The organism is Rhodococcus mengyinensis, from assembly GCF_048381435.1.
In the GTDB taxonomy this organism is placed as follows: domain Bacteria; phylum Actinomycetota; class Actinomycetes; order Mycobacteriales; family Mycobacteriaceae; genus Rhodococcus_F; species Rhodococcus_F opacus_D.
This window is the reverse complement of sequence record NZ_JBLWIT010000154.1, coordinates 59,318-83,338: the sequence shown is the minus strand read 5'-3', so window position 1 is coordinate 83,338 and position 24,021 is coordinate 59,318. Positions and strand designations below refer to the sequence as shown.

The 24,021-nt window shown below is 67.9% G+C and carries 22 protein-coding genes; 18 read left to right on the top strand and 4 right to left on the bottom strand.

The genetic code is table 11. The features are described from left to right. The first annotated feature begins 102 nt into the window (after nt 1-102). The 10 genes from ftsZ (at nt 103) to ACNJ7E_RS40520 (ending at nt 10,713) form a co-directional block, all read left to right on the top strand. Entirely contained in the window at nt 103-1,299 is a 1,197-nt protein-coding gene (gene ftsZ, locus ACNJ7E_RS40565; protein ID WP_105413648.1) for a cell division protein FtsZ, read from the top strand. Beyond that, entirely contained in the window at nt 1,296-2,039 is a 744-nt protein-coding gene (gene pgeF / locus ACNJ7E_RS40560; protein WP_280782558.1) for a peptidoglycan editing factor PgeF, read from the top strand. Before ftsZ ends, pgeF begins: the two co-directional genes overlap by 4 nt. Before the next feature lie 45 nt (nt 2,040-2,084). Continuing rightward, nucleotides 2,085-2,810: a YggS family pyridoxal phosphate-dependent enzyme gene (locus ACNJ7E_RS40555; protein ID WP_418342480.1), complete on the top strand. Its 726-nt coding sequence runs from the start codon at nt 2,085-2,087 to the stop codon at nt 2,808-2,810. A gap of 85 nt (nt 2,811-2,895) precedes the next feature. Further along, on the top strand, nt 2,896-3,573 hold the full coding sequence (locus ACNJ7E_RS40550) for a cell division protein SepF (protein WP_280782556.1): 678 nt from the start codon (nt 2,896-2,898) through the stop codon (nt 3,571-3,573). Nucleotides 3,574-3,706: 133 nt separating this feature from the next. Beyond that, the gene (locus ACNJ7E_RS40545) at nt 3,707-4,009 is read left to right on the top strand and encodes a YggT family protein (protein ID WP_005247609.1); all 303 of its coding nucleotides are present in this window, start codon (nt 3,707-3,709) and stop codon (nt 4,007-4,009) included. Nucleotides 4,010-4,111: 102 nt separating this feature from the next. After that, nucleotides 4,112-4,957, top strand: a complete 846-nt coding sequence (gene wag31, locus ACNJ7E_RS40540; RefSeq protein WP_011594219.1) for a DivIVA-like cell division protein Wag31 — start codon at nt 4,112-4,114, stop codon at nt 4,955-4,957. Between the two features lie 49 nt (nt 4,958-5,006). After that, entirely contained in the window at nt 5,007-5,258 is a 252-nt protein-coding gene (locus tag ACNJ7E_RS40535) for a hypothetical protein (protein WP_280782555.1), read from the top strand. Between the two features lie 286 nt (nt 5,259-5,544). Continuing rightward, nucleotides 5,545-8,679 carry an isoleucine--tRNA ligase gene (ileS, locus tag ACNJ7E_RS40530; protein ID WP_280782554.1) on the top strand — a complete coding sequence of 1,045 codons (3,135 nt, stop codon included), beginning with the start codon at nt 5,545-5,547 and terminating at the stop codon, nt 8,677-8,679. Nucleotides 8,680-8,710: 31 nt separating this feature from the next. Beyond that, nucleotides 8,711-10,060 (top strand): DNA polymerase IV, encoded by a 1,350-nt coding sequence (locus ACNJ7E_RS40525; protein ID WP_489686855.1) that lies wholly within the window; start codon nt 8,711-8,713, stop codon nt 10,058-10,060. 152 nt (nt 10,061-10,212) lie between these two features. Further along, on the top strand, nt 10,213-10,713 hold the full coding sequence (locus ACNJ7E_RS40520; protein WP_005247603.1) for a WKL family lipoprotein: 501 nt from the start codon (nt 10,213-10,215) through the stop codon (nt 10,711-10,713). Between the two features lie 102 nt (nt 10,714-10,815). Here the strand turns inward: ACNJ7E_RS40520 and ACNJ7E_RS40515 are convergent, their stop codons facing one another. Next, a complete protein-coding gene (locus tag ACNJ7E_RS40515; protein WP_418342479.1) occupies nt 10,816-11,568 on the bottom strand; it encodes a sensor domain-containing protein in 753 nt (250 codons plus the stop codon). Beyond that, complete coding sequence (locus ACNJ7E_RS40510; protein WP_280782552.1) at nt 11,568-12,521, bottom strand: hypothetical protein; 954 nt, start codon at nt 12,519-12,521, stop codon at nt 11,568-11,570. Before ACNJ7E_RS40510 ends, ACNJ7E_RS40515 begins: the two co-directional genes overlap by 1 nt. 51 nt (nt 12,522-12,572) lie before the next feature. On the opposite strand from ACNJ7E_RS40510, the gene lspA reads away from it, so the two are divergent. The 5 genes from lspA to dnaE all read left to right on the top strand — a co-directional run bounded on the left by lspA (nt 12,573) and on the right by dnaE (nt 19,320). After that, a complete protein-coding gene (gene lspA / locus ACNJ7E_RS40505; RefSeq protein WP_280782551.1) occupies nt 12,573-13,169 on the top strand; it encodes a signal peptidase II in 597 nt (198 codons plus the stop codon). Then, nucleotides 13,166-14,092 (top strand): RluA family pseudouridine synthase, encoded by a 927-nt coding sequence (locus ACNJ7E_RS40500; RefSeq protein ID WP_029537355.1) that lies wholly within the window; start codon nt 13,166-13,168, stop codon nt 14,090-14,092. The genes lspA and ACNJ7E_RS40500 overlap by 4 nt, the downstream gene beginning before the upstream one ends. A 1-nt stretch (nt 14,093) precedes the next feature. Then, nucleotides 14,094-14,771: a hypothetical protein gene (locus ACNJ7E_RS40495; protein ID WP_280782550.1), complete on the top strand. Its 678-nt coding sequence runs from the start codon at nt 14,094-14,096 to the stop codon at nt 14,769-14,771. Further along, on the top strand, nt 14,768-15,685 hold the full coding sequence (gene rarD / locus ACNJ7E_RS40490) for an EamA family transporter RarD (protein WP_280782549.1): 918 nt from the start codon (nt 14,768-14,770) through the stop codon (nt 15,683-15,685). The genes ACNJ7E_RS40495 and rarD overlap by 4 nt, the downstream gene beginning before the upstream one ends. A 98-nt stretch (nt 15,686-15,783) precedes the next feature. Further along, nucleotides 15,784-19,320 carry a DNA polymerase III subunit alpha gene (gene dnaE, locus ACNJ7E_RS40485; RefSeq protein ID WP_280782548.1) on the top strand — a complete coding sequence of 1,179 codons (3,537 nt, stop codon included), beginning with the start codon at nt 15,784-15,786 and terminating at the stop codon, nt 19,318-19,320. A gap of 4 nt (nt 19,321-19,324) precedes the next feature. Here the strand turns inward: dnaE and ACNJ7E_RS40480 are convergent, their stop codons facing one another. After that, nucleotides 19,325-19,561, bottom strand: coding sequence for a hypothetical protein (locus ACNJ7E_RS40480; protein WP_280782547.1), 237 nt, complete (start codon nt 19,559-19,561; stop codon nt 19,325-19,327). Between the two features lie 171 nt (nt 19,562-19,732). Between ACNJ7E_RS40480 and ACNJ7E_RS40475 the strand changes: the two genes are divergently transcribed. From ACNJ7E_RS40475 to ilvA, 3 genes are read left to right on the top strand one after another with little or no spacing between them, the layout of a single operon-like run. Continuing rightward, a complete protein-coding gene (locus tag ACNJ7E_RS40475) occupies nt 19,733-20,167 on the top strand; it encodes a nitroreductase family deazaflavin-dependent oxidoreductase (protein ID WP_280782546.1) in 435 nt (144 codons plus the stop codon). 51 nt (nt 20,168-20,218) lie between these two features. Then, complete coding sequence (locus tag ACNJ7E_RS40470) at nt 20,219-21,994, top strand: pyruvate dehydrogenase (protein WP_280782545.1); 1,776 nt, start codon at nt 20,219-20,221, stop codon at nt 21,992-21,994. Nucleotides 21,995-22,037: 43 nt separating this feature from the next. Further along, on the top strand, nt 22,038-23,390 hold the full coding sequence (gene ilvA / locus ACNJ7E_RS40465; RefSeq protein WP_280782544.1) for a threonine ammonia-lyase IlvA: 1,353 nt from the start codon (nt 22,038-22,040) through the stop codon (nt 23,388-23,390). Nucleotides 23,391-23,394: 4 nt separating this feature from the next. Here the strand turns inward: ilvA and ACNJ7E_RS40460 are convergent, their stop codons facing one another. Then, nucleotides 23,395-23,919, bottom strand: a complete 525-nt coding sequence (locus ACNJ7E_RS40460) for a TetR/AcrR family transcriptional regulator (protein WP_005260248.1) — start codon at nt 23,917-23,919, stop codon at nt 23,395-23,397. Nucleotides 23,920-24,021: the final 102 nt, after the last annotated feature.

The window sequence follows — 24,021 nt, the reverse complement described above, 5'->3', positions numbered from 1 at the left end:
AGCAGCACTTGACATAACCGTAACCCTATGGTTGAGGTTGAGAGTTCAGGCTGGACCGATCTGTACGAAAGCGTGATACACACTCATGGAAGGCGAGAGCCGATGACGCCCCCGCACAACTACCTCGCCGTAATAAAGGTCGTCGGCATCGGCGGCGGCGGCGTGAACGCAGTCAACCGGATGATCGAGCAGGGACTCAAGGGAGTCGAGTTCATTGCCGTCAACACCGACGCGCAAGCGCTGCTGATGAGTGACGCCGACGTCAAGCTCGACGTCGGCCGGGAACTCACCCGCGGGCTCGGCGCCGGCGCGGATCCCGAAGTCGGCCGCAAGGCCGCAGAAGACCACAAGGACGAGATCGAGGAAGTCCTCAAGGGCGCCGACATGGTGTTCGTGACCGCAGGCGAGGGCGGCGGCACGGGTACCGGTGGCGCACCGGTCGTGGCGAGTATCGCGCGCAAGCTCGGAGCCCTCACCGTCGGTGTCGTCACCCGCCCCTTCTCCTTCGAGGGCAAGCGCCGCGGCGGCCAGGCCGACACCGGCATCCAGTCGCTGCGCGAATCGTGCGACACCCTCATCGTGATCCCGAACGACCGCCTCCTGCAGCTCGGCGACGCCGCCGTCAGCCTCATGGACGCGTTCCGCAGCGCCGACGAGGTGCTGCTCAACGGTGTCCAGGGCATCACCGACCTCATCACCACCCCCGGTCTGATCAACGTCGACTTCGCCGACGTCAAGGGCGTCATGTCCGGCGCGGGTAGCGCGCTGATGGGCATCGGATCCTCGCGCGGCGAGGGCCGCGCCATCAAGGCCGCGGAATCGGCGATCAACTCTCCGCTGCTCGAGGCGTCGATGGAGGGTGCGCGCGGCGTGCTGCTCTCGATCGCCGGTGGCAGCGACCTCGGCCTGTTCGAGATCAACGAGGCGGCGTCGCTGGTGCAGGAAGCTGCCCACATCGACGCGAACATCATCTTCGGCACCGTCATCGACGATTCGCTCGGCGACGAAGTGCGGGTCACCGTCATCGCCGCCGGGTTCGACGGCGGCGCCCCCGCCCGCCGGCCGGTCGAGTCGGGCGCTGCCGGTCGCAGCGCCATCGGTGCCGGGCGCGCAGGCGAGGTCGGACAGTCGGCCGACCAGCACAGCGAGCCTATGTCGGTGACCCGCGAGACGATCAGCTCCCACCAGAGCCCGAGCAGTCTGCCGCCGCTTCCGGGAAACGGTCAGTCCCGCGCGGTGCCGGTGTCCGACGAGGAGGGTGAAGACGAAGTCGACGTGCCCTCCTTCATGCGTCGTTGAGTTCACCGTCCGCCCCCGATTTCAGGGTTCGCCGGGTCGTCACCACCCGTGCCGGAGGGCACTCCGTCGCACCGTACGACACGTTCAACCTCGGTGATCACGTCGGCGACGATCCGGCCGCGGTGGAGGCGAACCGGCGTCGACTGGCAGACAACATCGGCGTGGCCTTCGACCGCCTGATCTGGATGGAGCAGATCCACAGTCGCAACGTCACCGTGGTCGACGGGCCCACCGACGTGCCGGTACCCGCCACGGACGCGCTGGTGACGACGGTTCCGGGGCTCGCACTCGCGACCCTCAGCGCCGACTGCGTCCCGGTGCTGCTGTCCGACGACGAGGCCGGAGTGGTCGCCGCAGTCCACGCCGGCCGGATCGGCGCCCGTATCGGCATCGTTCCGCGGGTGCTCGACGTCATGGTCGAGCAGGGGGCGCGCGTCGACCGGATCGGCGCATTCCTGGGTCCGGCGGCAAGCGGCCGACAGTACGAGGTCCCCGCGGCGATGCAAGCCGACGTCGAGAAGTTCCTTCCCGGCAGCGCCACCCGCACCGTCAAGGGCACCCCCGGCCTCGACCTGCGGGCCGGCCTGCGGAAGCAACTGCTCGACGCGGGTGTCGCGGGGGTGGCGGAGGATCCGCGCTGCACCATCGAGGACCAGACACTGTTCAGTCATCGCCGGCAGGCCCCGACCGGTCGGCTCGCGGCGGTGATCTGGATGGATACTGGGCAAGACAGCGTGTGACGACGACCGCCGACGGCGGTGAGGATCGGTGTGGGAGTGGAAACGATGAGCAGGGTCGGGGAGATCGAGGCTGCGCTCGGCGCCGTGCGCGCACGGCTCGACGCGGCGTGCCGGGACGCCGGCCGCGACCCCGCGGAGGTGTCGCTGCTGCCCGTCACCAAGTTCTTCCCCGAATCCGACGCGCGGATCCTGTACGAACTCGGGTGCCGCGAATTCGGGGAGTCGCGGGAGCAGGAGGCCACGGCCAAGATCGCGGAGTTCCGCACCGTGGTGACGGATCCGTCGGTGCGGTGGCACATGATCGGACACCTCCAGCGCAACAAGGCGAAGGCCGTCGCGCACTGGGCGTACGCCATCCACTCGGTGGACAGTGAACGGCTCGTCGGCGCACTCGGCCGCGCGGCCACGACGGCGCTCGAGGCGGGGGAGCGGCCCGGGCCCCTGCGGGTGCTGCTGCAGGTCAGTCTGGACGGCGATCCGCAGCGCGGCGGTGCCGCGATCGCCGACCTCGAACGCCTTGCTGCGCAGGTGCAGGCGTCGCCGGGACTCGAGTACCGCGGGCTGATGGCGGTTCCGCCGATCGACGCCGACCCGGACGCGGCGTTCGAGGAATTACAGCAGATTCACGCGCGGCTCAGGCGCGACCATCCGGATGCGACGGACCTCTCAGCGGGCATGACGAATGATCTCGAGCACGCTGTCCGACACGGGTCGACGTGCGTGCGTGTCGGAACCGCGCTGTTGGGTTCGAGGCCTATAACCTCGAAATAGATCGCCCAGGTGATCGCCAACCCGTCCACACCGCTGCGACCGGTCGCAGTTGGATCCTGTCCGCCGCGCCAAGGAAGGTCGATCAATGAGCAGTCTGCACAAGTTCAAGGCTTACTTCGGCATGGTTCCCCTCGACGATTACGAGGACGAGTACCTGGACGAGCCGGAACCTGGTCGCAGGCCTGCTCGACCGGCCCGCGACAGTGGACGTGATCCGTACCTCGACCGTGACGACCGCGACTTCGCCGAGCCGGCCTTCAGCAAGGCTGCCTATGCTCCCGGCCGCCGGGACGACCTCGACGACGACTTCGACCGGTACGACGGCCCCCGGCACTCGTCCCGGGTCGAACCCGTGGCCGTTCGGTCGGCCCGTCCCAGCGCGAGCGGTGCGGTGCGCGGCAGCACCCGTGGCGCGCTGGCCGTCGACACGCGGTCCGAGCGGGTGGAGAGTCGTCGCGGACCCCTCTTCGACGAAGGTGGGCCGCTGTCCAAGATCACCACGCTGCGCCCCCGCGACTACGGGGAGGCCCGCACGATCGGCGAGCGGTTCCGTGACGGCACCCCCGTCATCATGGACCTCGTCGAGATGAGCAACGCGGACGCCAAGCGCCTCGTCGATTTCGCCGCCGGACTGGCATTCGCGCTGCGCGGGTCGTTCGACAAGGTGGCCACGAAGGTGTTCTTGCTCTCACCCGCAGACATCGACGTGTCCGCCGAGGAGCGTCGCCGCATCGCGGAAACCGGCTTCTACAGCCAGAAGTAAACCGGGGAGCGGGGGAAACGACCATCGGGATCCGAACGTCCGAAACGGCGCGGGCCGCGGCGGCTGTGGCGGAGAAAGCCCTGGCCAAGCGGCTCGTTTTGATCGGCCGGACATTCTCAGGCAGAGTGAAGGTGTGGCCTTGTTCTCGGTGATCTACTTGATACTGTTTGTCTTTTGGCTGCTACTCATCGGCAGAATCATTGTCGAGTTCGTACGGACCTTCGCACGAGACTGGCGGCCAACCGGCGTCGTGGTCGTCATTCTCGAGGCGATTTTTACGGTCACCGATCCACCGGTCAAACTGCTACGGCGGTTGATCCCCCCGATCAATCTCGGTGGGGTGCGGTTGGATCTATCCATCATGGTCTTGCTGTTCATCGTCTTCATCCTGATGTCGATCGTTCAGGGACAAGCGCGTGCTACGGGTCTGGTGTGACAGAATGGACCCCATTGATCCAGTCTTGTTTCACCGTTACGTAGACTGCGCTGTAACTGAATGCTTGCTAGACCGCCAAATGACGCGTGAAGGGATCCTTCCATGCCGCTGACTCCCGCTGATGTGCACAATGTCGCGTTCAGCAAGCCACCGATCGGTAAGCGGGGCTACAACGAAGACGAAGTCGATGCGTTTCTCGACCTCGTCGAGCAAGAGTTGTCGCGCCTGATCGAGGAGAACGCCGACCTTCGGCAGCGAGTAGGGGAGCTCGACAAGGAGCTCGCCGATGCGAAGAAGGCTCCACGCTCCGGGTCCGCAGCACCGACTCCCGCCCCCAAGGCGGAGCCGGCTCGCGTGGTCGAGCAGCCCAAGGCTCCCGCGCCGGCACCGGCTCCCGCCGCTGCGGCCGCGGCCGCTCCCGCCCAGGGCGCCGACGCTCACATGCAGGCCGCCAAGGTTCTGGGTCTCGCCCAGGAGATGGCGGACCGCCTCACGAGTGACGCGAAGACGGAGTCCGAGCAGCTGCTCGGCAACGCGCGCACCAACTCGGAGCAGCTGGTCAGCGATGCACGGACCCGTTCCGAGACGATGATCGCGGACGCCCGCCAGAAGTCGGAAGCACTGATCACCGACGCTCAGACCCGGTCCGAGACCCAGCTGCGCCAGGCCAAGGAGAAGGCCGATGCGCTGCAGGCGGACGCGGAGAAGAAGCACACCGAGATCATGGCGACGATCAACCAGCAGCGTTCCGTGCTCGAGGGTCGTATCGAGCAGCTCAAGACGTTCGAGCGCGAATACCGTGTGCGCCTGAAGTCGTACCTGGAGTCGCAGCTCGAGGAACTGGAGCAGCGGGGATCCGCGGTTCCGGTGGACGGCGGTCAGGATTCGTTCGCGCAGGGTGGATCGCAGTCCAACTACAGCCAGTCCTACGCCAAGGGCAATAGCTGACTGAGCGCGCGGTAGTTGCCCAGCCAGCGGCCCGGATAGAGGTTGAGCCGTGCTGGTCGTGACACTCGCTCTTGCAGCGGTGGGGTTCGCTCTCCTGGTGGTGGCTCTCATGACCGGTTCGGTCGTGTGGGCCTGGGGATGCATCGTGGTGTGCGTCGCCGGAGCGGTCCTGCTGCTCGTCAGCGCCCTTGCAGGCAAGAAGGCGGCGGCCGTTCCGGGGCAACCCGCGAGCGGTGTCCCCGGTGACCGCGGTCCCGCACGGGACGCGGACACGGCGCCCGGATCCGACGAGGGCGACTGAGCTGCCGTATCCCGGTGCCGACTGAGCCGCCCCGCGACGGTGGCGGCTAGACTGCATTCAGCGAATAATTCAGTAACCGAGTTTCGCGGCGACGATCCGGCCATCACCGGGGAGCCTTCGGAAGAACGGCCGGCACGCCGGCTCAGTAGAACCGAACGGGTGGGCCCGTCACAGCCCGGCACCGAGAGGCGCCCTCCGGGGTGCAAGCGGGGTGGTACCGCGGTGGTGACGCAGGAGGCGTCTCCGTCGTCCCCGTGCCGAGTACGTCAGGCACGAGGAGATCGCGGTGACCGACACCAGCAACGTGACCAGCAGCAACGAGTCCTACCCCAAGGTCGACTACGGCGTCTCCCAGGACGCGGGTGTCCGGTTTCCCCAGATCGAGCAGCGTGTGCTGGCCGGCTGGGACGAGGACGACACCTTCCGGGCGTCGGTCGCCCAGCGTGACGACGCCCCCGAATTCGTGTTCTACGACGGTCCGCCGTTCGCGAACGGTCTCCCGCACTACGGCCACCTCCTGACGGGGTACGTCAAGGATCTGATCCCCCGGTTCCAGACCATGCGCGGCAACAAGGTCGAGCGCCGATTCGGCTGGGACTGCCACGGACTGCCCGCCGAACTCGAGGCGGAGAAGCAGCTCGGCATCAAGGACAAGTCCGAGATCGACGTCATGGGTCTCGAGAAGTTCAACGAGTACTGCAAGTCCTCCGTGCTGCGGTACACGGACGAGTGGCGCGACTACGTCACCCGGCAGGCCCGGTGGGTCGACTTCGACAACGACTACAAGACCCTTGACCTCGACTTCATGGAGTCGGTCATGTGGGCGTTCAAGGAACTGTTCGACAAGGGCCTGATCTACCAGGGCTTCCGTGTGCTGCCGTACAGCTGGTACGAGCAGACGCCGCTGTCGAACCAGGAGACCCGGCTCGACGACGCGTACAAGATGCGCCAGGATCCCGCCGTCACGGTCGACATGCCGCTGCACGGCGAGGGCCCGCTCGACGGAGCCAACGCGATCATCTGGACCACCACGCCGTGGACGCTGCCGTCCAACCTCGCGGTCGCGGTGCACCCGGACATCGACTACGTCCAGGTGACGGGCGCCGACGGCAAACGCTACGTGCTCGCCAAGGATCGGCTGGGGCACTATGCCCGCGAACTCGGCGAGGCACCCGAGGTGCTGTCCGAGCACAAGGGTGCGGACCTCGTCGGGCTCCACTACGACCCGCCGTTCGACTTCTTCGTCGGTCACGAGAACGCGCACCGCGTCATCTCCGCCGACTACGTCACCACCGAGTCCGGTACCGGAATCGTCCACCTCGCACCGGCTTTCGGTGAAGAGGACATGGAGTACTGCACGGCGAACGGGATCGAGATCGTGCAGCCGCTCGACCCGGGCGGCAAGTTCACGGCGATGGTGCCGCCGTACGAGGGTCTCCAGGTGTTCGACGCGAACCCGGTGATCATCAAGGACCTCAAGGCTGCTGGAAAGTTGCTGCGGCACGAGACGATCGAGCACTCGTACCCGCACAGCTGGCGCAGCGGGCAGCCGCTGATCTACATGGCGGTCCCGTCGTGGTTCGTCGCGGTCACCAAGTTCCGCGACCGCATGGTCGAGCTGAACCAGGACATCACGTGGGTGCCCGAGCACATCCGCGACGGACAGTTCGGCAAGTGGCTCGAGGGCGCCCGCGACTGGAACATCAGCCGCAACCGGTACTGGGGCAGCCCGATTCCGGTGTGGGTGTCCGACGACCCGGCGTACCCGCGCACGGACGTGTACGGCTCGCTCGACGAACTCGAGCGCGACTTCGGGGTGCGGCCGACGGATCTGCATCGGCCGATGATCGACGACCTGGTGCGCCCGAACCCGGACGACCCGACCGGGAAGTCGATGATGCGGCGTGTCCCCGAGGTCCTCGACTGCTGGTTCGAGTCCGGCTCGATGCCGTACGCGCAGGTGCACTACCCGTTCGAGAACCGTGAGTGGTTCGACGGCCACTTCCCGGGCGATTTCATCGTCGAGTACAACGGGCAGACCCGCGGCTGGTTCTACACGCTGCACGTGCTGGCGACGGCGCTGTTCGATCGTCCCGCCTTCAAGACCGTTGCGGCTCACGGCATCGTCCTGGGTGAAGACGGACTGAAGATGAGCAAGTCCAAGGGCAACTACCCGGACGTGAAGGAGGTGTTCGAGCGGGACGGCTCGGACGCCATGCGCTGGTTCCTCATGTCCTCGCCGATCCTGCGCGGCGGGAACCTCGTCGTCACCGAACAGGGCATCCGCGAGGGTGTCCGGCAGGCGCTGCTGCCGCTGTGGAACGCGTGGAGTTTCCTGCAGCTGTACGCGCCGACGTCCGGTGAGTGGCGCACGGATTCGACGAACGTCCTGGACCGGTACATCCTCGCGAAGCTGGCCGGAACCCGGGACGCCATCACCGGCGCGCTCGAGACGAACGACATCGCCGGGGCGTGTGACGAACTGCGCACGTTCTGCGACGCGCTGACGAACTGGTATGTGCGGCGGTCGCGTTCGCGCTTCTGGGACGAGGACAAGGACGCCGTCGACACCCTCCACACGGTGCTCGAGGTGGTCACCCGGCTCGCCGCTCCGTTGCTGCCCCTGATCAGCGAGGTCATCTGGCGGGGACTGACCGGCGGACGGTCCGTGCATCTTGCGGACTGGCCGGCCCACGGTCAGCTGCCGGCGGATGCGGAGTTGGTGTCGGCGATGGACGAGGTGCGGTCGGTGTGCTCGACGGTGCTGGGACTGCGCAAGGCGCAGAACCTCCGGGTGCGGCTGCCGCTGCCCGAGGTGACGGTCGCGTCCGACGACGCGGAGCGCCTGCGCCCGTACCTGGGTCTCATCGCCGACGAGGTCAACGTCAAGAAGGTCGACCTCACCACCGACGTGGACGTGCACGGCCGGTTCGAGCTCGTCGTCAACGCGCGCGCCGCGGGACCGCGCCTGGGCAAGGACGTGCAGACCGTCATCAAGGCCGTGAAGGCCGGTGACTGGTCGGAGAATTCGGACGGCGTCGTCGTCGCGGCGGGGATCGAGTTGCTGCCGGAGGAGTACACGCAGCGGCTCGTGGCCGCCGAACCGGAGTCGACGGCAGCCCTGCCCGACGGGGCCGGTCTGGTCGTCCTGGACTCGGCGGTCACCGAGGAACTGGAAGCCGAGGGGTGGGCGAAGGACCGGATCCGCGAGTTGCAGGACGCGCGGCGCGCCGCCGGGCTCGAGGTGTCCGATCGGATCACCGTCGTCCTCGACGTGCCCGAAGAGCGGCGGGACTGGGCGCTCGCGCACCGCGAGCTGATCGCGGGCGAGATCCTCGCCGTCGAACTGGAACTGGCCGAGGCGCCGGGCGACGCCGTCGAGCTCGGTGAGGGTGTGCGGGCGGCGATCGCGAAGGCGTGACCTGTCGGACCGGGCGGGTATTTTGCATCAGGTGAGTCGTCGGTGGGTGCTGCACCTCGACATGGACGCGTTCTTCGCGTCGGTCGAGCAGCTCACCCGGCCGACGCTCCGCGGCCGCCCGGTTCTCGTCGGTGGTCTCGGCGGGCGCGGCGTCGTCGCCGGCGCCAGCTACGAGGCGCGGGTGTTCGGCGCGCGTTCGGCCATGCCGATGCATCAGGCCCGCCGGCTGGTGGGTCCGGGTGCGGTGGTGCTGCCGCCGCGGGGTCGCCTTTACGGCATGTTGAGCAAGTCCGTGTTCGACGCGCTCCGCGGCCCGATGCCGGTGCTCGAGCAACTGTCGATGGACGAGGCGTTCGGCGAACCCATCGAGCTGGCCGGGGCTGATGCGGGCACGGTGCAACGGTATTGCGAGGGACTGCGCGCCCTGGTGCTCGAGGAGACGGGACTGGTCGCGTCCATCGGCGCCGGGTCGGGCAAGCAGGTGGCCAAGATCGCGTCCGGTCTGGCCAAACCCGACGGGATCACGGTGATCCCGCCGGACGAGCAGCATGCGGTGCTGGACGAGCTTCCGGTGCGGAAGCTGTGGGGCATCGGCCCGGTCGCCGAGGAGAAGCTGAAGCGGCTCGGCATCGAGACCATCGGCGGGTTCGCGCGGACCCCGGAATCGGAGGTGGCGTCCATTCTGGGCACCACGGTCGGACCGGGCCTGCACCGGCTGGCGCAGGGCATCGACAATCGGCCGGTCGCCGAACGCGCCGAGTCCAAACAGGTCAGTGCGGAGACGACTTTCGCCACCGACATCATCACGATGGCGGAGTTGCGCGGTGCCGTCGAGTCGAGCGCTGCGTCCGCGTTCGGGCGCCTGCAGAAGGACGGCCGGGCCGCGCGGACGGTGGTGCTGAAGCTGAAGAAGGCGGACATGAGCATCGTGACGCGCTCGGTCACGCTGCCCTACGCGACCCTCGACCGTCAGATCCTCGTCGCGGCGGCGCAGCGGCAGGTGATCGATCCGCTCGAACTCGGGCCGGTGCGTCTGGTCGGGGTGGGATTCGCCGGACTGTCGACGGTCCGCCAGGGCTCGCTGTTCCCCGAACTGGACCTGGACGTCCCGGGTTATCAGGAGTCGAAGATCACGGAGGCGGGCGCCGACGACGGCCTCTCCGCGCCCACACCCGCACCCGCCCGGGCGATCGACACCCGGTGGCATCCCGGTCTCGACGTGACGCACCCGGACTTCGGTCACGGCTGGGTGCAGGGGGCGGGTCACGGTGTCGTGACCGTCCGATTCGAAACGCGCACAACGGGTCCGGGGAAGGCGCGGACCTTCAAGGAGGACGACGCACAACTCGAACAGGGCGATGTGGAAGGCTCGCTCGAGTGACCGGACCCACCGCCCGGACGAAGGAGTGGAGACCGGCTCCACGAGAAGGTAGCCTCGGGCGCTGATGCTTACCCTTGGGTAATGTTGGCCCGGGTAGCGATAGATGCTCAGATCGTCCGAGAACGAACACCGAGAATGAAGAGGTTATTGAGTTGAAGCTTCGTAAGATCACGGTTGCCGGAGTAGCAATCGCCGCAGCCCTCACGATGTCCGCGTGTGGCTCCGACGAGAGCGACACGGCGACCAAGACCACGACGACGACTTCCGCAGCTGCCGAGACCTCGGAAGCCATCGAGGTGCCCACCGCGGCCGATCTCAACGCGCTTCTGGTGCAGGGCCTCGATCCGGCCACGCCGCTCGAGGTCAAGTCCGCGATGGTCGAGGGCTCGGAGCAGGATCCGGAGCTCATCAACCAGGTCGCCGCCGCAGCCAAGGCCAACAACGCCGAGGTCACCGTTCTCGACCCGGTCATCGACAACGGTGACGGCACCGCCAGCGGCCAGCTGCAGCTGACCGTCAACGGCCAGGTCCAGCAGGGTGGCGTCCCGGCCATCTTCGTTCCCGGCGAGAACGGAACGTGGAAGCTGTCGAAGATCACCGCATGCCAGATCGTGTCGCTCGCGCAGCTGACCTCGCCTGCATGCCCTGCCTGATTCCAGGCCGAATTACGCGGTCCTGACGGATCGCCGTGTTCTACCACCGATGCCGGTGTCCCCTCGGGGACACCGGCATCGTTCGTTCGTGGCCTGGTCGGTTCAGCCGGCGGGGGCGGGTGCGAGCTTCGCGACGGCGGTGGCCGTCAGGTCGCCGAGGACGCCGGCGTCGATCGGGTCCTGGCCCGTCGCGACCAATTGAGTGACGGTGCTCCCGACGACGACCACCACCACGTCCGAGACCAGACTGACGCCCTCGCTGGTGGTGACGAGCCGGAACGCCACCGATGCGTCGCCCGCGGGCTGCTGCTCGCGGCCGCCGACCCGGTACTGCACCTGCACGCCGTCGGCGTCCGTGCCGGTGTACTCGGTGCATCCCACCAGCCGGTCCTGCACCGCCGCGAACGCCGCGGAGGCGTCGGCGCCGGTGCCGTAACTGGCCGCGTCCTGGTCGATGGTCGCGAAGCCGGGGCCGGTGAACCAGCCGGACGCCGACGCCACCGCGCCCGCACGCTGATCCGCGACGGGCGACAGCACGGCGCCGCATTCCGCGGGATCCGTGCTCGACTTGTCGGAGTCCGCCGACCCCGACGCCGGAGGCAGCCCCAGATCGTCCTCGGGATCGGGCACGGGGGTGAAGCCGACGGGAAGGTCCCCGACGTCGAGGAGAGCCGCCTTCAGCGCGCCCCGATCGGTGAACGGTGTGCCCGCCGCATCCGGCGCTGCGGTCACCACCGGTCCGAGCGGCGCGAGTGAGGCGCCGGCACCGGAGTCGCCGGACGCGCTCGACGAGCACGCCGACAGTGCGAGCACCGCGAGGAGGGAACAGGATGCGGCGACGGTTCCGCGGCGCATCAGGAACCCCACCGGACCGAGTTCGACGTGGTCTGGTGCAGGCGGGTGGAGCCGTCCGGGTCGCTGTACTCCTGGTCACCGCGCACGGTCACCGTCCCGGTGACGGGCAGCGGAAGGCCGAGGTCGACGGTCATGGTGCCCGAGCCCTGCATCACGTACTGGTCGACGTTCAGCGTGCCCGCCTCCCCGGGCAGCTCCCAGACGGGGGACTTCGGTTTCTGGTCGATCGTGTAGTCGACGGTGAGGCGGTTGCCGTCCCGGGCGGTCAGGGTGGCCACCGTGGTCTGGTCGAGGGCGATGCCGCTCATCACCTGCTGGTGGATCGTCCACTGGGCGCCTACACCGACGGGCTCCGCCGGAAACGGGACGGTGCGGTACACGGCCTGGTAGAACGCCTGCTCGATCGCGGAACGGGCGATGTCCTGAGCTTCGGCGTCCGGACGCAGTCGCAGTGCGGTGATCGCACCGGTGGGGTCGACGGTGAATCCGGCGCCCGAACCGGCACTGGCCTCGAGCGCGCTGCCGAGCCGGTCGTCGGGGCTGGTGACGTCACCGAGCGTGAGGTCGACCGTGGTGCCGCCGTCGGTGTCGTCGGTCGACTGCCCGACGGCGGCGGTGAGGGGGAGTGTGATCTCGGGTGAGGAGAAGTCCTGGGCGGGCTGGTCGTCGATCTGCTGGAACACCTGTGCGTCGGTGATCAACTGCACCTGCTGCGTGACCCCCACCGGCGGTCTGCGCTGGATCACCTCGCGCGGCTCCTCGCCGGGCTGGATCAGTTCGACGGTGGTCGCGGAGATCGGGACGGTCACTTCGGCGGGCGTGGACGTGGACCCTGCGGGGTTCGACTCCGAGGAGTCGCCGTCATCTCCGCACCCGGCGGTCAGAGCGACCAGGGAGAGGGTTGCGGCGAGTAGGCAGAATCCGGGTCGCAGAGCTTTCGAGAACAGTGGCACGCCCCCAGGTTAGTGCGCGCGGGAGCGCGTGAACGGAGGCTTGCCTCCGTAGTGGATGATGAACGGGTGAGTCAAGACCCCACGGCAGAGAACGAGACCGACGCCGAAGACCGAAACGACGGTGACCCGTCCGGCAGCGCACCGCCGCAGCCGGTGAAGCATCAGCGCAGGCTGCTGCTCTTCGTGATCGCAGGTGTCGTCCTGGCCACGGACCTGCTGACGAAGATCCTCGCCGTCGCCAACATCGAGCCCGGCCGGCCGGTCTGGCTGATCGGGGACATCGTCTCGCTGCGGCTCGTGCGCAACCCGGGCGCGGCGTTCTCGATGGCCACCGGCATGACGTGGCTGCTCACGCTCGTCGCCGTGGGTGTGGTGATCGGCGTCGTCCGCATCGGCCGCACGCTGCGGTCGCCGTGGTGGGCGCTCGGTCTGGGGCTGGTACTCGGCGGCGCCCTCGGCAACCTCGTCGACCGGTTCTTCCGGGCGCCGGGAGTGATGCAGGGGCACGTCGTCGATTTCGTGTCCGTCGGCTGGTGGCCGGTGTTCAACGTGGCGGATTCCGGCATCGTGTGCGGTGCGATCCTGCTCGTCGTGCTCACCCTGATCGGGCTGGAACCGGACGGAACACGTAAGGGGGTAGAGAAGTGAGGGAAACACGGTCGATGCCGGTCCCGGACGGGCTCGAAGCGATGAGGGTCGACGCCGGACTCGCTCGACTACTCGGGTTGTCGCGCACCGCGGTGGCTCAACTCACCGAGGAAGGCTCGGTGCTCGTCGACGGCGCGCCCGTCGGCAAGTCGGATCGCCTGTCCGCAGGCGCCTGGCTCGAGGTGGAACTGCCCGAACCGCCGCGTCCGCTGACCATCGAGGCGGAGCCCGTCGAGGGCATGGAAATCCTGTACGCCGACGACGACGTGGTCGCCGTCGACAAACCGGTCGGTGTCGCCGCCCACGCCAGTGTGGGCTGGACCGGTCCGACGGTGATCGGCGGACTCGCCGCCGCAGGCTTCCGGATCTCGACGTCCGGTGCGCACGAGCGCCAGGGCATCGTGCATCGGCTGGACGTCGGCACGTCCGGAGTGATGGTGGTGGCCACGTCGGAACGCGCCTACACACTCCTCAAGCGCGCATTCAAGCAGCGGACAATCGACAAGCGGTACCACGCGCTGGTGCAGGGTCACCCGGATCCGAGCAGCGGAACCATCGACGCGCCGATCGGCAGGCACCGCAGCAACGACTGGAAGTTCGCCGTCACCGCGGACGGCAAGCCCAGCATCACGCACTACGACACGGTCGAGGCGTTCCAGGCGGCGAGCCTGCTGGACATCCACCTCGAAACGGGCCGGACCCATCAGATCCGCGTCCACTTCGCCGCACTGCGGCACCCGTGCTGCGGCGACCTCACATACGGGGCCGATCCGCGGCTGGCGGAACGTCTCGGGCTGGAGCGGCAGTGGCTGCACGCCCGGTCGCTCGGTTTCGCGCATCCCGCGGACGGGCGGTGGGTCGAGATCACGTCCAAGTATCCGAAGGATCTCGAGGACGCTCTCGGGGTTCTGCGGGCGAGCTGATTTGAGGCACCCGCACCCGAGCGGTCCGGCGGTGCCGGCAGTGCTCACCGCCGTCGTCCTGATCGCGGTGACGGTCGTGCTCGGAGCACTGCATCCCGTCCGGCGTGCACCCGTGTCGACGGACACGTTGGGCCCGGACAACGGGGAAGTGGTGGCCGATTACCTGGCCCGGACGGACCGATCACTCGACGCGGCGGACGGGCGCCGAGAGCACTGGGCGCTGGTGTCGTTCACGCGTCCGGTGACGACGGAGGTCGTCCGGGACGCCGCCTCCGGCACTCGGGTGTCGCAGGTTCTCTTCCGTGTGCCCCTGGACCGGGTGCAGACACCCCTCGTTCCCGTGTCCGTCGGGGCAGGCGATGCGGCGCTCGCACGGGCGAGCGTCCTGGCCGCCGGACGCGCCCAGGCGATGACGGGCGAAACGGAGCGGCAGGCGCAGATCGCGGCGGTGTCGTCGGAGGAACTCGCCCGGAACTGCGCGTGCGTGATCGGTGTCGTCGTCCGCGGTGATCACGAAGCCCTCACCGCGCTGCGGTCCGCCCCGGACGTCCGGGCGGTCGAGGCACTCGGAGCCGACGCCGTCGCCGGGCGGTTCGCCGTGCGCCCGCTGCTGCCGGAGCAGGTCGAGATCGTCGCGCCGGGCCCCGACGACGGCATCGTCCCGGGGAGCGGTTCGTGAAGGCGAGGAAGGCGGAAACCGTGGGCGCCGCCTGCGGAGTCGGCGCCTACGTGCTGTGGGGCGCGTTCCCGGCGTTCTTCGGATTGCTCGGCCCGGCCGGGTCGGTGGAGATCCTCGCGCACCGGGTGGTGTGGACGCTCGCGCTCATGTTCGTCGTCCTCGCGGTCTCGGGCCGGCTCCGGTCGCTGCGCGGGCTGAGTGTGCGCACCTGGCTCCTGGTCTCGGCCGCGTCGACGGCCATCGCGGTGAACTGGGGCACCTATATCTACGGGGTCACCTCGGACCGGGTGGTCGAGACCGCGCTCGGCTACTTCATCAACCCGTTGGTGAGCGTGCTGCTCGGGGTCGTGATCTTCCGGGAACGGCTCGTCCCCGCCCAGATCGTCGCCCTCGCGCTCGCCGCAACCGCGGTGATCGTGATCACCGTCGACTACGGGCATCCGCCGTACATCGCGCTGACCCTGGCCGCGTCGTTCGCCCTGTACGGGCTGTGCAAGAAGGTGATGCCGCTCGACCCGCGGACGAGCCTGACCGCCGAGGGAATCGTGGCCGCGCCCGTCGCGGTCGGCTACCTCGTGTTCCTCGCCCTCACCGGGGCCGGCACGTTCCTCGGGTTCGGGATCGGTCACACCCTGCTGCTGCTGGCCGCGGGACCGGTGACCGCGCTGCCGCTGTTGCTGTTCGGCGCGGCCGCGCAACGGGTGCCGTTGCGCACACTCGGCATGCTGCAGTACCTGACACCGGCGCTGCAGATGGCGTGGGGTGTCGCCGTTCTCCACGAGGACATGCCCGCGTCGCGGTGGATCGGTTTCGCGCTGATCTGGGTGGCACTCGCGATCTTCAGTACCGATGCGCTGGTACGGGTCCGGCGCGAGCGGCGAAATCCCGAACCGTCCCAGGCGCCCGTCCAGTAACTCGCGTCACGACTTCTCCGACACCCGCCGTCGGCGACCGGTGCTGTCGGTCCGAGGGCCTACACTCGTGAGGCTCCCAGACCTTCAGAGAGGCGCACGTGGCTGACTCGTTCGTACATCTGCACAATCACACCGAGTACTCGATGCTCGACGGTGCGGCCAAGGTCGGCCCCCTGTTCGAAGAGGCCGAGCGACTGGGGATGTCGGCGGTCGGCATGACCGACCACGGCAACATGTACGGCGCCAGCGAGTTCTACAACGTGGCCAAGAAGCAGGGCATCAAGCCGATCATCGGCATCGAGGCGTACATCGCGCCCGAGTCTCGCTTCAACACCAAGCGCGTGTTGTGGGGCGACCGCAGCCAGAAGTCCGACGACGTCTCCGGTAGCGGTGCGTACACCCACATGACGATGGTCGCGGAGAACGCGACCGGCCTGCGGAACCTGTTCAAGCTGTCCTCTCTCGCGTCCATCGAGGGTCAGCTCGGCAAGTGGGCACGAATGGACGAAGAGCTCATCGCCACCCACCACGAGGGCATCATCGCGACCACGGGCTGCCCGTCCGGTGAGATCCAGACCCGGCTGCGGCTCGGCCACGACCGCGAGGCGCTCGAGGCCGCCGCCAAGTGGCAGGAGATCTGGGGCAAGGACAACTTCTTCCTCGAGCTGATGGACCACGGACTGTCGATCGAGCGACGGGTGCGCGAGGGCCTGCTCGAGATCAGCAAGAAGCTGGAGATTCCGCCGCTCGCCACCAACGACTGCCACTACGTCACCAAGGAAGCCGCGGAGAACCACGAGGCCCTCCTCTGCATCCAGACCGGTAAGACACTGTCCGACCCCACCCGGTTCAAGTTCGACGGCGACGGTTACTACCTGAAGCCGGCCGCGGAGATGCGGGCGCTGTGGGACGACCAGGTGCCCGGCGCGTGCGACAACACACTGCTGATCGCCGAGCGGGTCCAGTCGTACGACGACGTGTGGGCGCACCACGACCGCATGCCGATCTTCCCCGTCCCCGAGGGCGAGACGCAGGGCACCTGGCTGCGCAAGGAGGTCATGCGCGGACTGGACCGCCGGTTCCCCGACGGACCGCCCGAGGAGTACCTCGCCCGCGCCGATTACGAGATCGGCGTCATCCTCGAAATGGGTTTCCCCGCCTACTTCCTCGTCGTCGGCGACCTCATCAACCACGCCCGGGAGGTCGGCATCCGCGTCGGCCCCGGACGAGGCTCGGCGGCCGGTTCGCTCGTCGCCTACGCGATGGGCATCACCAACATCGATCCCATCCCGCACGGCCTGCTGTTCGAGCGGTTCCTGAACCCCGAGCGCGTCTCCATGCCCGATATCGACATCGACTTCGACGATCGCCGTCGCGGCGAGATGGTGCGCTACGCGACGGACAAGTGGGGCAGCGACCGCGTCGCCCAGGTCATCACGTTCGGCACCATCAAGACGAAGGCGGCCATCAAGGACTCCGCCCGAGTCCAGTTCGGTCAGCCCGGTTTCGCGATCGCCGACCAGATCACGAAGGCGCTGCCGCCGCCGATCATGGCCAAGGACATCTCGGTGTCCGGCATCACCGACCCGAACCACGAGCGCTACAAGGAAGCGGTGGAGGTTCGCGCCCTCATCGATTCCAACCCGGACGTCGCGAAGATCTACCAGACGGCCAAGGGACTCGAGGGCCTGATCCGTAACGCCGGCGTCCACGCCTGCGCGGTGATCATGTCGTCCGAACCGCTGATGGACGCGATTCCCGTGTGGAAGCGCGCCCAGGACGGTGCCATCATCACCGGCTGGGACTACCCGTCGTGCGAGGCCATCGGCCTGCTGAAGATGGACTTCCTCGGACTGCGCAACCTCACCGTCATCGGTGACGCCATCGACAACATCAAGGCCAACCGGGGGATCGACCTCGATCTCGACACCCTCGCGCTCGACGATCAAGCCACGTACGAACTGCTTTCGCGCGGAGACACTCTCGGCGTGTTCCAGCTCGACGGCAGCGCGATGCGCGACCTGCTGCGCCGTATGCAGCCCACCGGTTTCGAGGACATCGTCGCGGTGCTCGCGCTGTACCGGCCCGGTCCGATGGGCATGAACGCGCACAACGACTACGCCGACCGTAAGAACGGGCGGCAAGAGGTCAAACCCATCCACCCGGAACTCGAGGAGCCCCTGAAGGAGATCCTGGCCGACACGTACGGCCTGATCGTCTACCAGGAGCAGATCATGCAGATCGCTCAGAAGGTGGCCGGGTACTCGCTCGGACAGGCCGACATTCTCCGCCGAGCCATGGGTAAGAAGAAGCTCTCGGTGCTGGAGGAGGCGTACGCCGGCTTCCGGGAGGGCATGCTCGCCAACGAATTCTCCGAGCCCGCCATCAAGGCACTGTGGGACACCATCCTCCCGTTCGCCGGGTACGCGTTCAACAAGTCGCACGCGGCCGGGTACGGCCTGGTGTCGTTCTGGACCGGGTATCTCAAGGCCAACTATCCGGCCGAGTACATGGCCGGTCTGCTCACCTCGGTCGGTGACGACAAGGACAAGGCCGCCATCTACCTCGCGGACTGCCGCAAGATGGGTATCACCGTGCTGCCGCCGGACGTCAACGAATCGGAGGTCAACTTCGCCTCCGTCGGTGAGGACATCCGGTTCGGAATGGGCGCCGTCCGCAACGTCGGCGCCAACGTCGTGGGCTCGATCATCAAGGCGCGCAAGGAGAAGTCCAAGTTCGTCGACTTCTCCGACTACCTCAACAAGATCGACGCCGCCGCCTGCTCCAAGAAGGTCACCGAATCGCTGATCAAGGCAGGCGGGTTCGACTCGCTGGGCCATCCGCGCAAGGGACTCATGCTCGTCCACGCCGACGCCATCGACGCGGTGATGGGCACCAAGAAGGCGGAGGCGATCGGACAGTTCGACCTCTTCGGCGGCGACGACGCCGACGAGTCGATCTCCTCGGTCTTCAACGTGAAGATCCCCGAGGAAGAGTGGGACTCGAAGCACCGATTGGCGCTGGAACGGGAAATGCTGGGACTGTACGTGTCCGGGCACCCGCTCAACGGCGTCGAACACGTGCTGTCGGCGCAGTCCGACACCGCGATCCCGACCATCCTCGAAGGCGACATCAAGGACGGCACCCAGGTCACCGTCGGCGGCATCCTCGCGTCGGTGAACCGGAGGATCAACAAGAACGGTCTCACCTGGGCGTCCGCGCAGCTCGAGGATTTGACCGGTGGTATCGAGGTGCTGTTCTTCCCGCAGGCCTACTCGGTGTACGGGATGGACGTCACGGAGGACTCCGTCGTGCTGGTCAAGGCGCGCGTGTCGATTCGTGACGACCGGATCTCACTCATCGCCAACGATCTTGCGGTGCCGGATCTCTCGGCGGTGGGGGTCGCGAAGCCGCTGGCGGTCAGTCTGCCGCTGCGTCAGTGCACCAAGGACAAGCTCGGCGCGCTGCGTCAGGTCCTCACGCGCCATCCGGGCACCTCGGACGTGCACGTGCGGTTGATCGGCGGCACCGAGGTCACGTTGTGGAAGGTGGACGACGTGCTCCGGGTGGAACCGTCGTCGGCGTTGATGGGCGATCTCAAGGCGCTGCTCGGACCGAGCTGCCTGTCGGTGTGACGGGCTAGGGGCGCGGCGGGTAGAGGCGCCGCGCCCACCACACGACGACGGCCACCGCGGCGGCGGTGAGGACGGCCGCCTGCAGTGTCTGGGTGACGACGAGGATCGTGACGAAGACCAGGAGCGCGACAGCCAGCGCTTCCAGCTTGTACAGGGGCCACGCGGTGCCGGCGAGATCGACGGTGCGGGCAGGGTTGCTGCGGCGAATCTCGCGGCGCACCCATGCGTCGTGTGTCGTCATCGCAGGTCACCTCACTGGCGCGGATCGGGAGAGCGGACGTCCCCCGCGTGGGATCAGGGTACTCGGAACCCGGAGTTCGGCGCAACGAACAATCGGATGTGGTTCTTCGCATGTGCGCTCGTTCGGTGGAATCGGTGGCGCGTTCTCGCGCATCAGGTGTTGACTGGACGCATGCCACTCACAGGTGAATATGAGCCCAGTACGTCCAAGTGGGCAGCAGATCAGGCCGAGTTGATGGAATCCACCGATGGAGCGAAGGGCACGACGCTGGGCGGCAGGCCCGTCGTCCTGCTGACCACGCGTGGCGCGAAATCCGGCAAACTCCGCAAGACGCCATTGATGCGTGTCGAACACGACGGGACGTACGCGATCGTCGCCTCGCTCGGCGGCGCACCCAAGAACCCGGTCTGGTACTACAACGTGAAGGCCGAGCCGCACGTCGAACTCCGCGACGGCTCGACCACACAGGACATGGTGGCCCGTGAGGTGACGGGCGAGGAGAAGACCGCCTGGTGGGACCGCGCCGTCGCCGCGTTCCCGGACTACGCCGAGTATCAGAAGAATACCGATCGGGAGATCCCGGTGTTCGTGCTCGAACCCGCCTGACCCGCGCCCCGCTGTCTTTCGCCGTTCGACCGTCCCCCGACCGGAGGCCCGATGAGAGCGAAAACCGTTGCCGATCAGCTTGTACGTCAACTCCAGGACGCCGGCGTCCAGCGGATCTACGGAATCGTGGGCGACAGCCTCAATCCCGTCGTCGACGCGGTCCGGCGGTCGGGCGGCGCGGCGAAGGGCGGGATCGACTGGATCCACGTGCGTCACGAGGAGGCCGCCGCGTTCGCCGCGGCCGCGGAGGCGCAGGTCACCGGCAAGCTGGCGGTGTGCGCCGGCTCGTGCGGCCCGGGAAACCTGCACCTGATCAACGGTCTCTACGACGCGGACCGCTCGGGGGCGCCGGTGCTCGCGATCGCGGCACAGATCCCGAGCGAGCAGATCGGACTCGGCTTCTTTCAGGAGACCCACCCGGACCGCCTGTTCGTCGAGTGCTCCCGGTACGCGGAGCTGATCGGAAGTCCCGCCCAGGCGCCACGCGTGACGGCGTCCGCCATCGCGCACGCGACCGCGCTGTCCGGTGTCGCGGTCATCACGCTGCCCGGCGACATCGCGGACCGGCCCGCCGAGGGGAAGGCGCCGTCGGTGCCGCGGACCGGCGCACCGGCAATCGTGCCCGACCAGGCCGACGTGCAGGCGCTCGCCGACGCCGTGAACGCGGCGGGAAAGGTCGCGATCTTCGCCGGCGAGGGTGTGCGGGAGGCGCGCGAGGAGTTGCTGAGCTTGGCCGACACGATCGGTGCGCCGATCGGCCACACGCTCCGCGGCAAGGAATGGATCCAGTACGACAACCCCTTCGACGTCGGAATGACGGGGCTGCTGGGGTACGGGGCGGCGCACGACGGGATGCACGGCGCCGACCTCCTGCTGCTCGTCGGAACGGACTTCCCGTACAACCAGTTCCTGCCCGACGGAGTCCGCACCGCGCAGATCGACTGGGCTGCACAACGAATCGGCCGGAGAACGAACGTCGATCTGGCCGTGCACGGCGACGTGGCGAGCACGTTGCGTGCCCTCGCCCCGTTGATCCGGCGGAAGGACGATCGCCGATTCCTCGACGACATGCTCGACAAGCACCGGACGCTGATGAACAAGGTGGTCGGTGCGTACACCAAACCCGCCAAGCAGCGCATCCCGATCCACCCCGAATATGCGGCGTCGATCCTCGACGACCTCGCCGCCGACGACGCGATCTTCACGACCGACACGGGAATGTCGAACGTGTGGACGGCGCGCTACCTGACACCGAACGGGTCGCGGCGGTTCCTGTCCTCGGCCCTGCACGGATCGATGGCGAACGCCCTGCCCCACGCGATCGGCGCCCAGGTGTGCGCGCCGGGCAGGCAGGTGGTGTCCGTGTCGGGCGACGGCGGGCTGTCGATGCTGCTGGGGGAACTGGTGACGGTCGCGATGTACCGGCTCCCGGTCAAGATCGTGGTGTTCAACAATTCCACTCTGGGGATGGTCAAGCTGGAAATGCTGGTGGACGGGCTGCCGGATTTCGGGGTGGACGTGGCACCCGTCGACTACGCGGCGGTGGCGTCGGCCCTGGGCATCTTCGCCCGCCGGATCGAGGATCCGGCCGACATCGAATCGGGCCTGCGGCAGGCGTTCGATCACGACGGACCGGCGCTCGTCGATCTGGTCACCGACCCGCTGGCGTTGTCGCTGCCACCGACCATCACGGGCGGGCAGGTCACCGGTTTCGCGTTGGCGTTGTCGAAGATGGTGATGAACGGGGGTGTCGGCGAGGCCGTGAAGATGGCGAAGTCGAACGTCCGCAATGTTCCGCGACCGTCCCAGTTCGATCCGCGCGGCTGAACCCGACTGGTATCCCGTGGCTGGAGAGTGGGAACATATCCGGGTGTCCACATCGCCCGATACCGCAGCCCAGAACATCACCTCGCCCCTGGCGGTGGGCGACATCGATGCGGCCATCGAGCGAATTTCCCACGTGATCGACGCGACCCCCTTGCAGCGGAGCGAGCGCCTGTCGTCGCTGACCGGCGCGAACGTCTACCTCAAGCGCGAAGATCTGCAGGTCGTCCGCTCCTACAAGCTGCGCGGCGCCTACAACCTCATGGCCCAGCTCGATGCCGGCGAGCGTGCGGCCGGAGTGGTGACGGCCAGCGCGGGCAACCATGCGCAGGGCGTCGCGTTCGCCTGCCGGACAATGGAAATCACCGGCCGCATCTACGTTCCGTCGAACACCCCCAAGCAGAAGCGGGATCGCATCCGCGCGCACGGCGGCGAGTTCGTCGAGCTGATCCTGACAGGGGAGACGTACGACGCCGCTGCCGCTGCGGCCGCCGCCGACGTGCGGCGGACGGGCGCGACGATGGTTGCGCCGTTCGACGACGCACGTACCGCGGCCGGTCAGGGCACCATCGCCGCCGAGATCCTCGCGCAGCTCGGTGCGGCCCCCGATACCGTGCTCGTCCCGGTCGGTGGCGGCGGATGCATCGCCGGCATCGCCACGTATCTGCGTGCGCACGCACCCCGCACGGCCATCGTCGGGGTGGAGCCGACGGGGGCGGCGTCGATGACGGCGGCCCTGGTCGCCGGTGGTCCCGTGACGTTGACGGAGATCGACCCGTTCGTCGACGGCGCCTCGGTGAAGCGGGTCGGCGACCTTCCCTACGCCGTGGTGTCCGCCCTGGGCGCCGAGGTGGTGACGCACACGTCACTGGGCCAGTCCGACCGGGCCACCACGATCCGGCTCGATCCCGAGAGCTTCGTGATGGCCAACCTCGACGAGGGCGCACTGTGCACCACGATGCTCGAGCTGTACCAGAACGAGGGCATCATCGCCGAGCCCGCGGGCGCCCTGTCGGTGGCGGCCCTCGGGAACATCACGTTCGAACCGGGGTCCACGGTGGTGTGCCTGATCTCCGGAGGCAACAACGACGTCTCGCGGTACGGCGAGATCCTGGAACGTTCGCTGGTGAATCTCGGCCTGAAGCACTACTTCCTCGTCGACTTCCCGCAGGAGCCGGGCGCGCTGCGCCGCTTCCTGGACGAGGTGCTCGGCCCCGAGGACGACATCACCCTGTTCGAGTACGTGAAGCGCAACAACCGGGAGACCGGCGCCGCCCTGGTGGGTATCGAACTCGGCAAGGCCGAGGGGCTCGGCGAGCTGCTCGAGCGGATGGAGCAGTCCCGGATGCAGGTGGAACGCCTGGAGCCGGGGAGCCCGGCGTACCGCTACCTCACCTGAGCCGCTACTTCTGCAGCAGCCGCGCGACGACCTTGTTGTACAGCTCGGGCTCGGGCATGGGGAGCCCGAGCAGCGCGGACAGGTAGATGCCGTCGCCGACGAGCCGGACGATCTCGGCCTGCACGGGGTCGTCGATCTCGCTCTGGAGACCTTCGTCCCAGCCGCGCATCACTTCGGTGACGGCCTTCTGGATCTCGTCGTGCTGACCGTCGACGCTCCGTAGCGCGGCGATGGTCGAACGGTAGAGGGCGAGTTCCTCGGTGGTGCTCGCGTCGGGAACCTGCAGATACCACTCGGACAGCGAGGTGCCGCCGGAGACGGCGTCGGCGAGCTGGGCGTCCGCTCGTTCGCCGAGCCGGCGCACCATGGCGGCGAGCAGCGCTTCCTTGCTGGGGAAGTGGTAGAGCAGGCCGCCTTTGGACACCCCGGCCTCCGTAGCGACCGCTTCGAGGGTCACCTGGGCTATCCCCACGTCGAGCAGCAGCTTCTCGAGGGCGTCGAGTATTCGATCGCGCGTTCCGGCAGCCATGGAGAGGGACTGTACCCGGGAAATAACTTTACCGTCCGGACGGTTCACGATAAGGTAACGGAACTGTACCGGCTGGACGGTTCTCGCCGTGCCAGCTCTTGA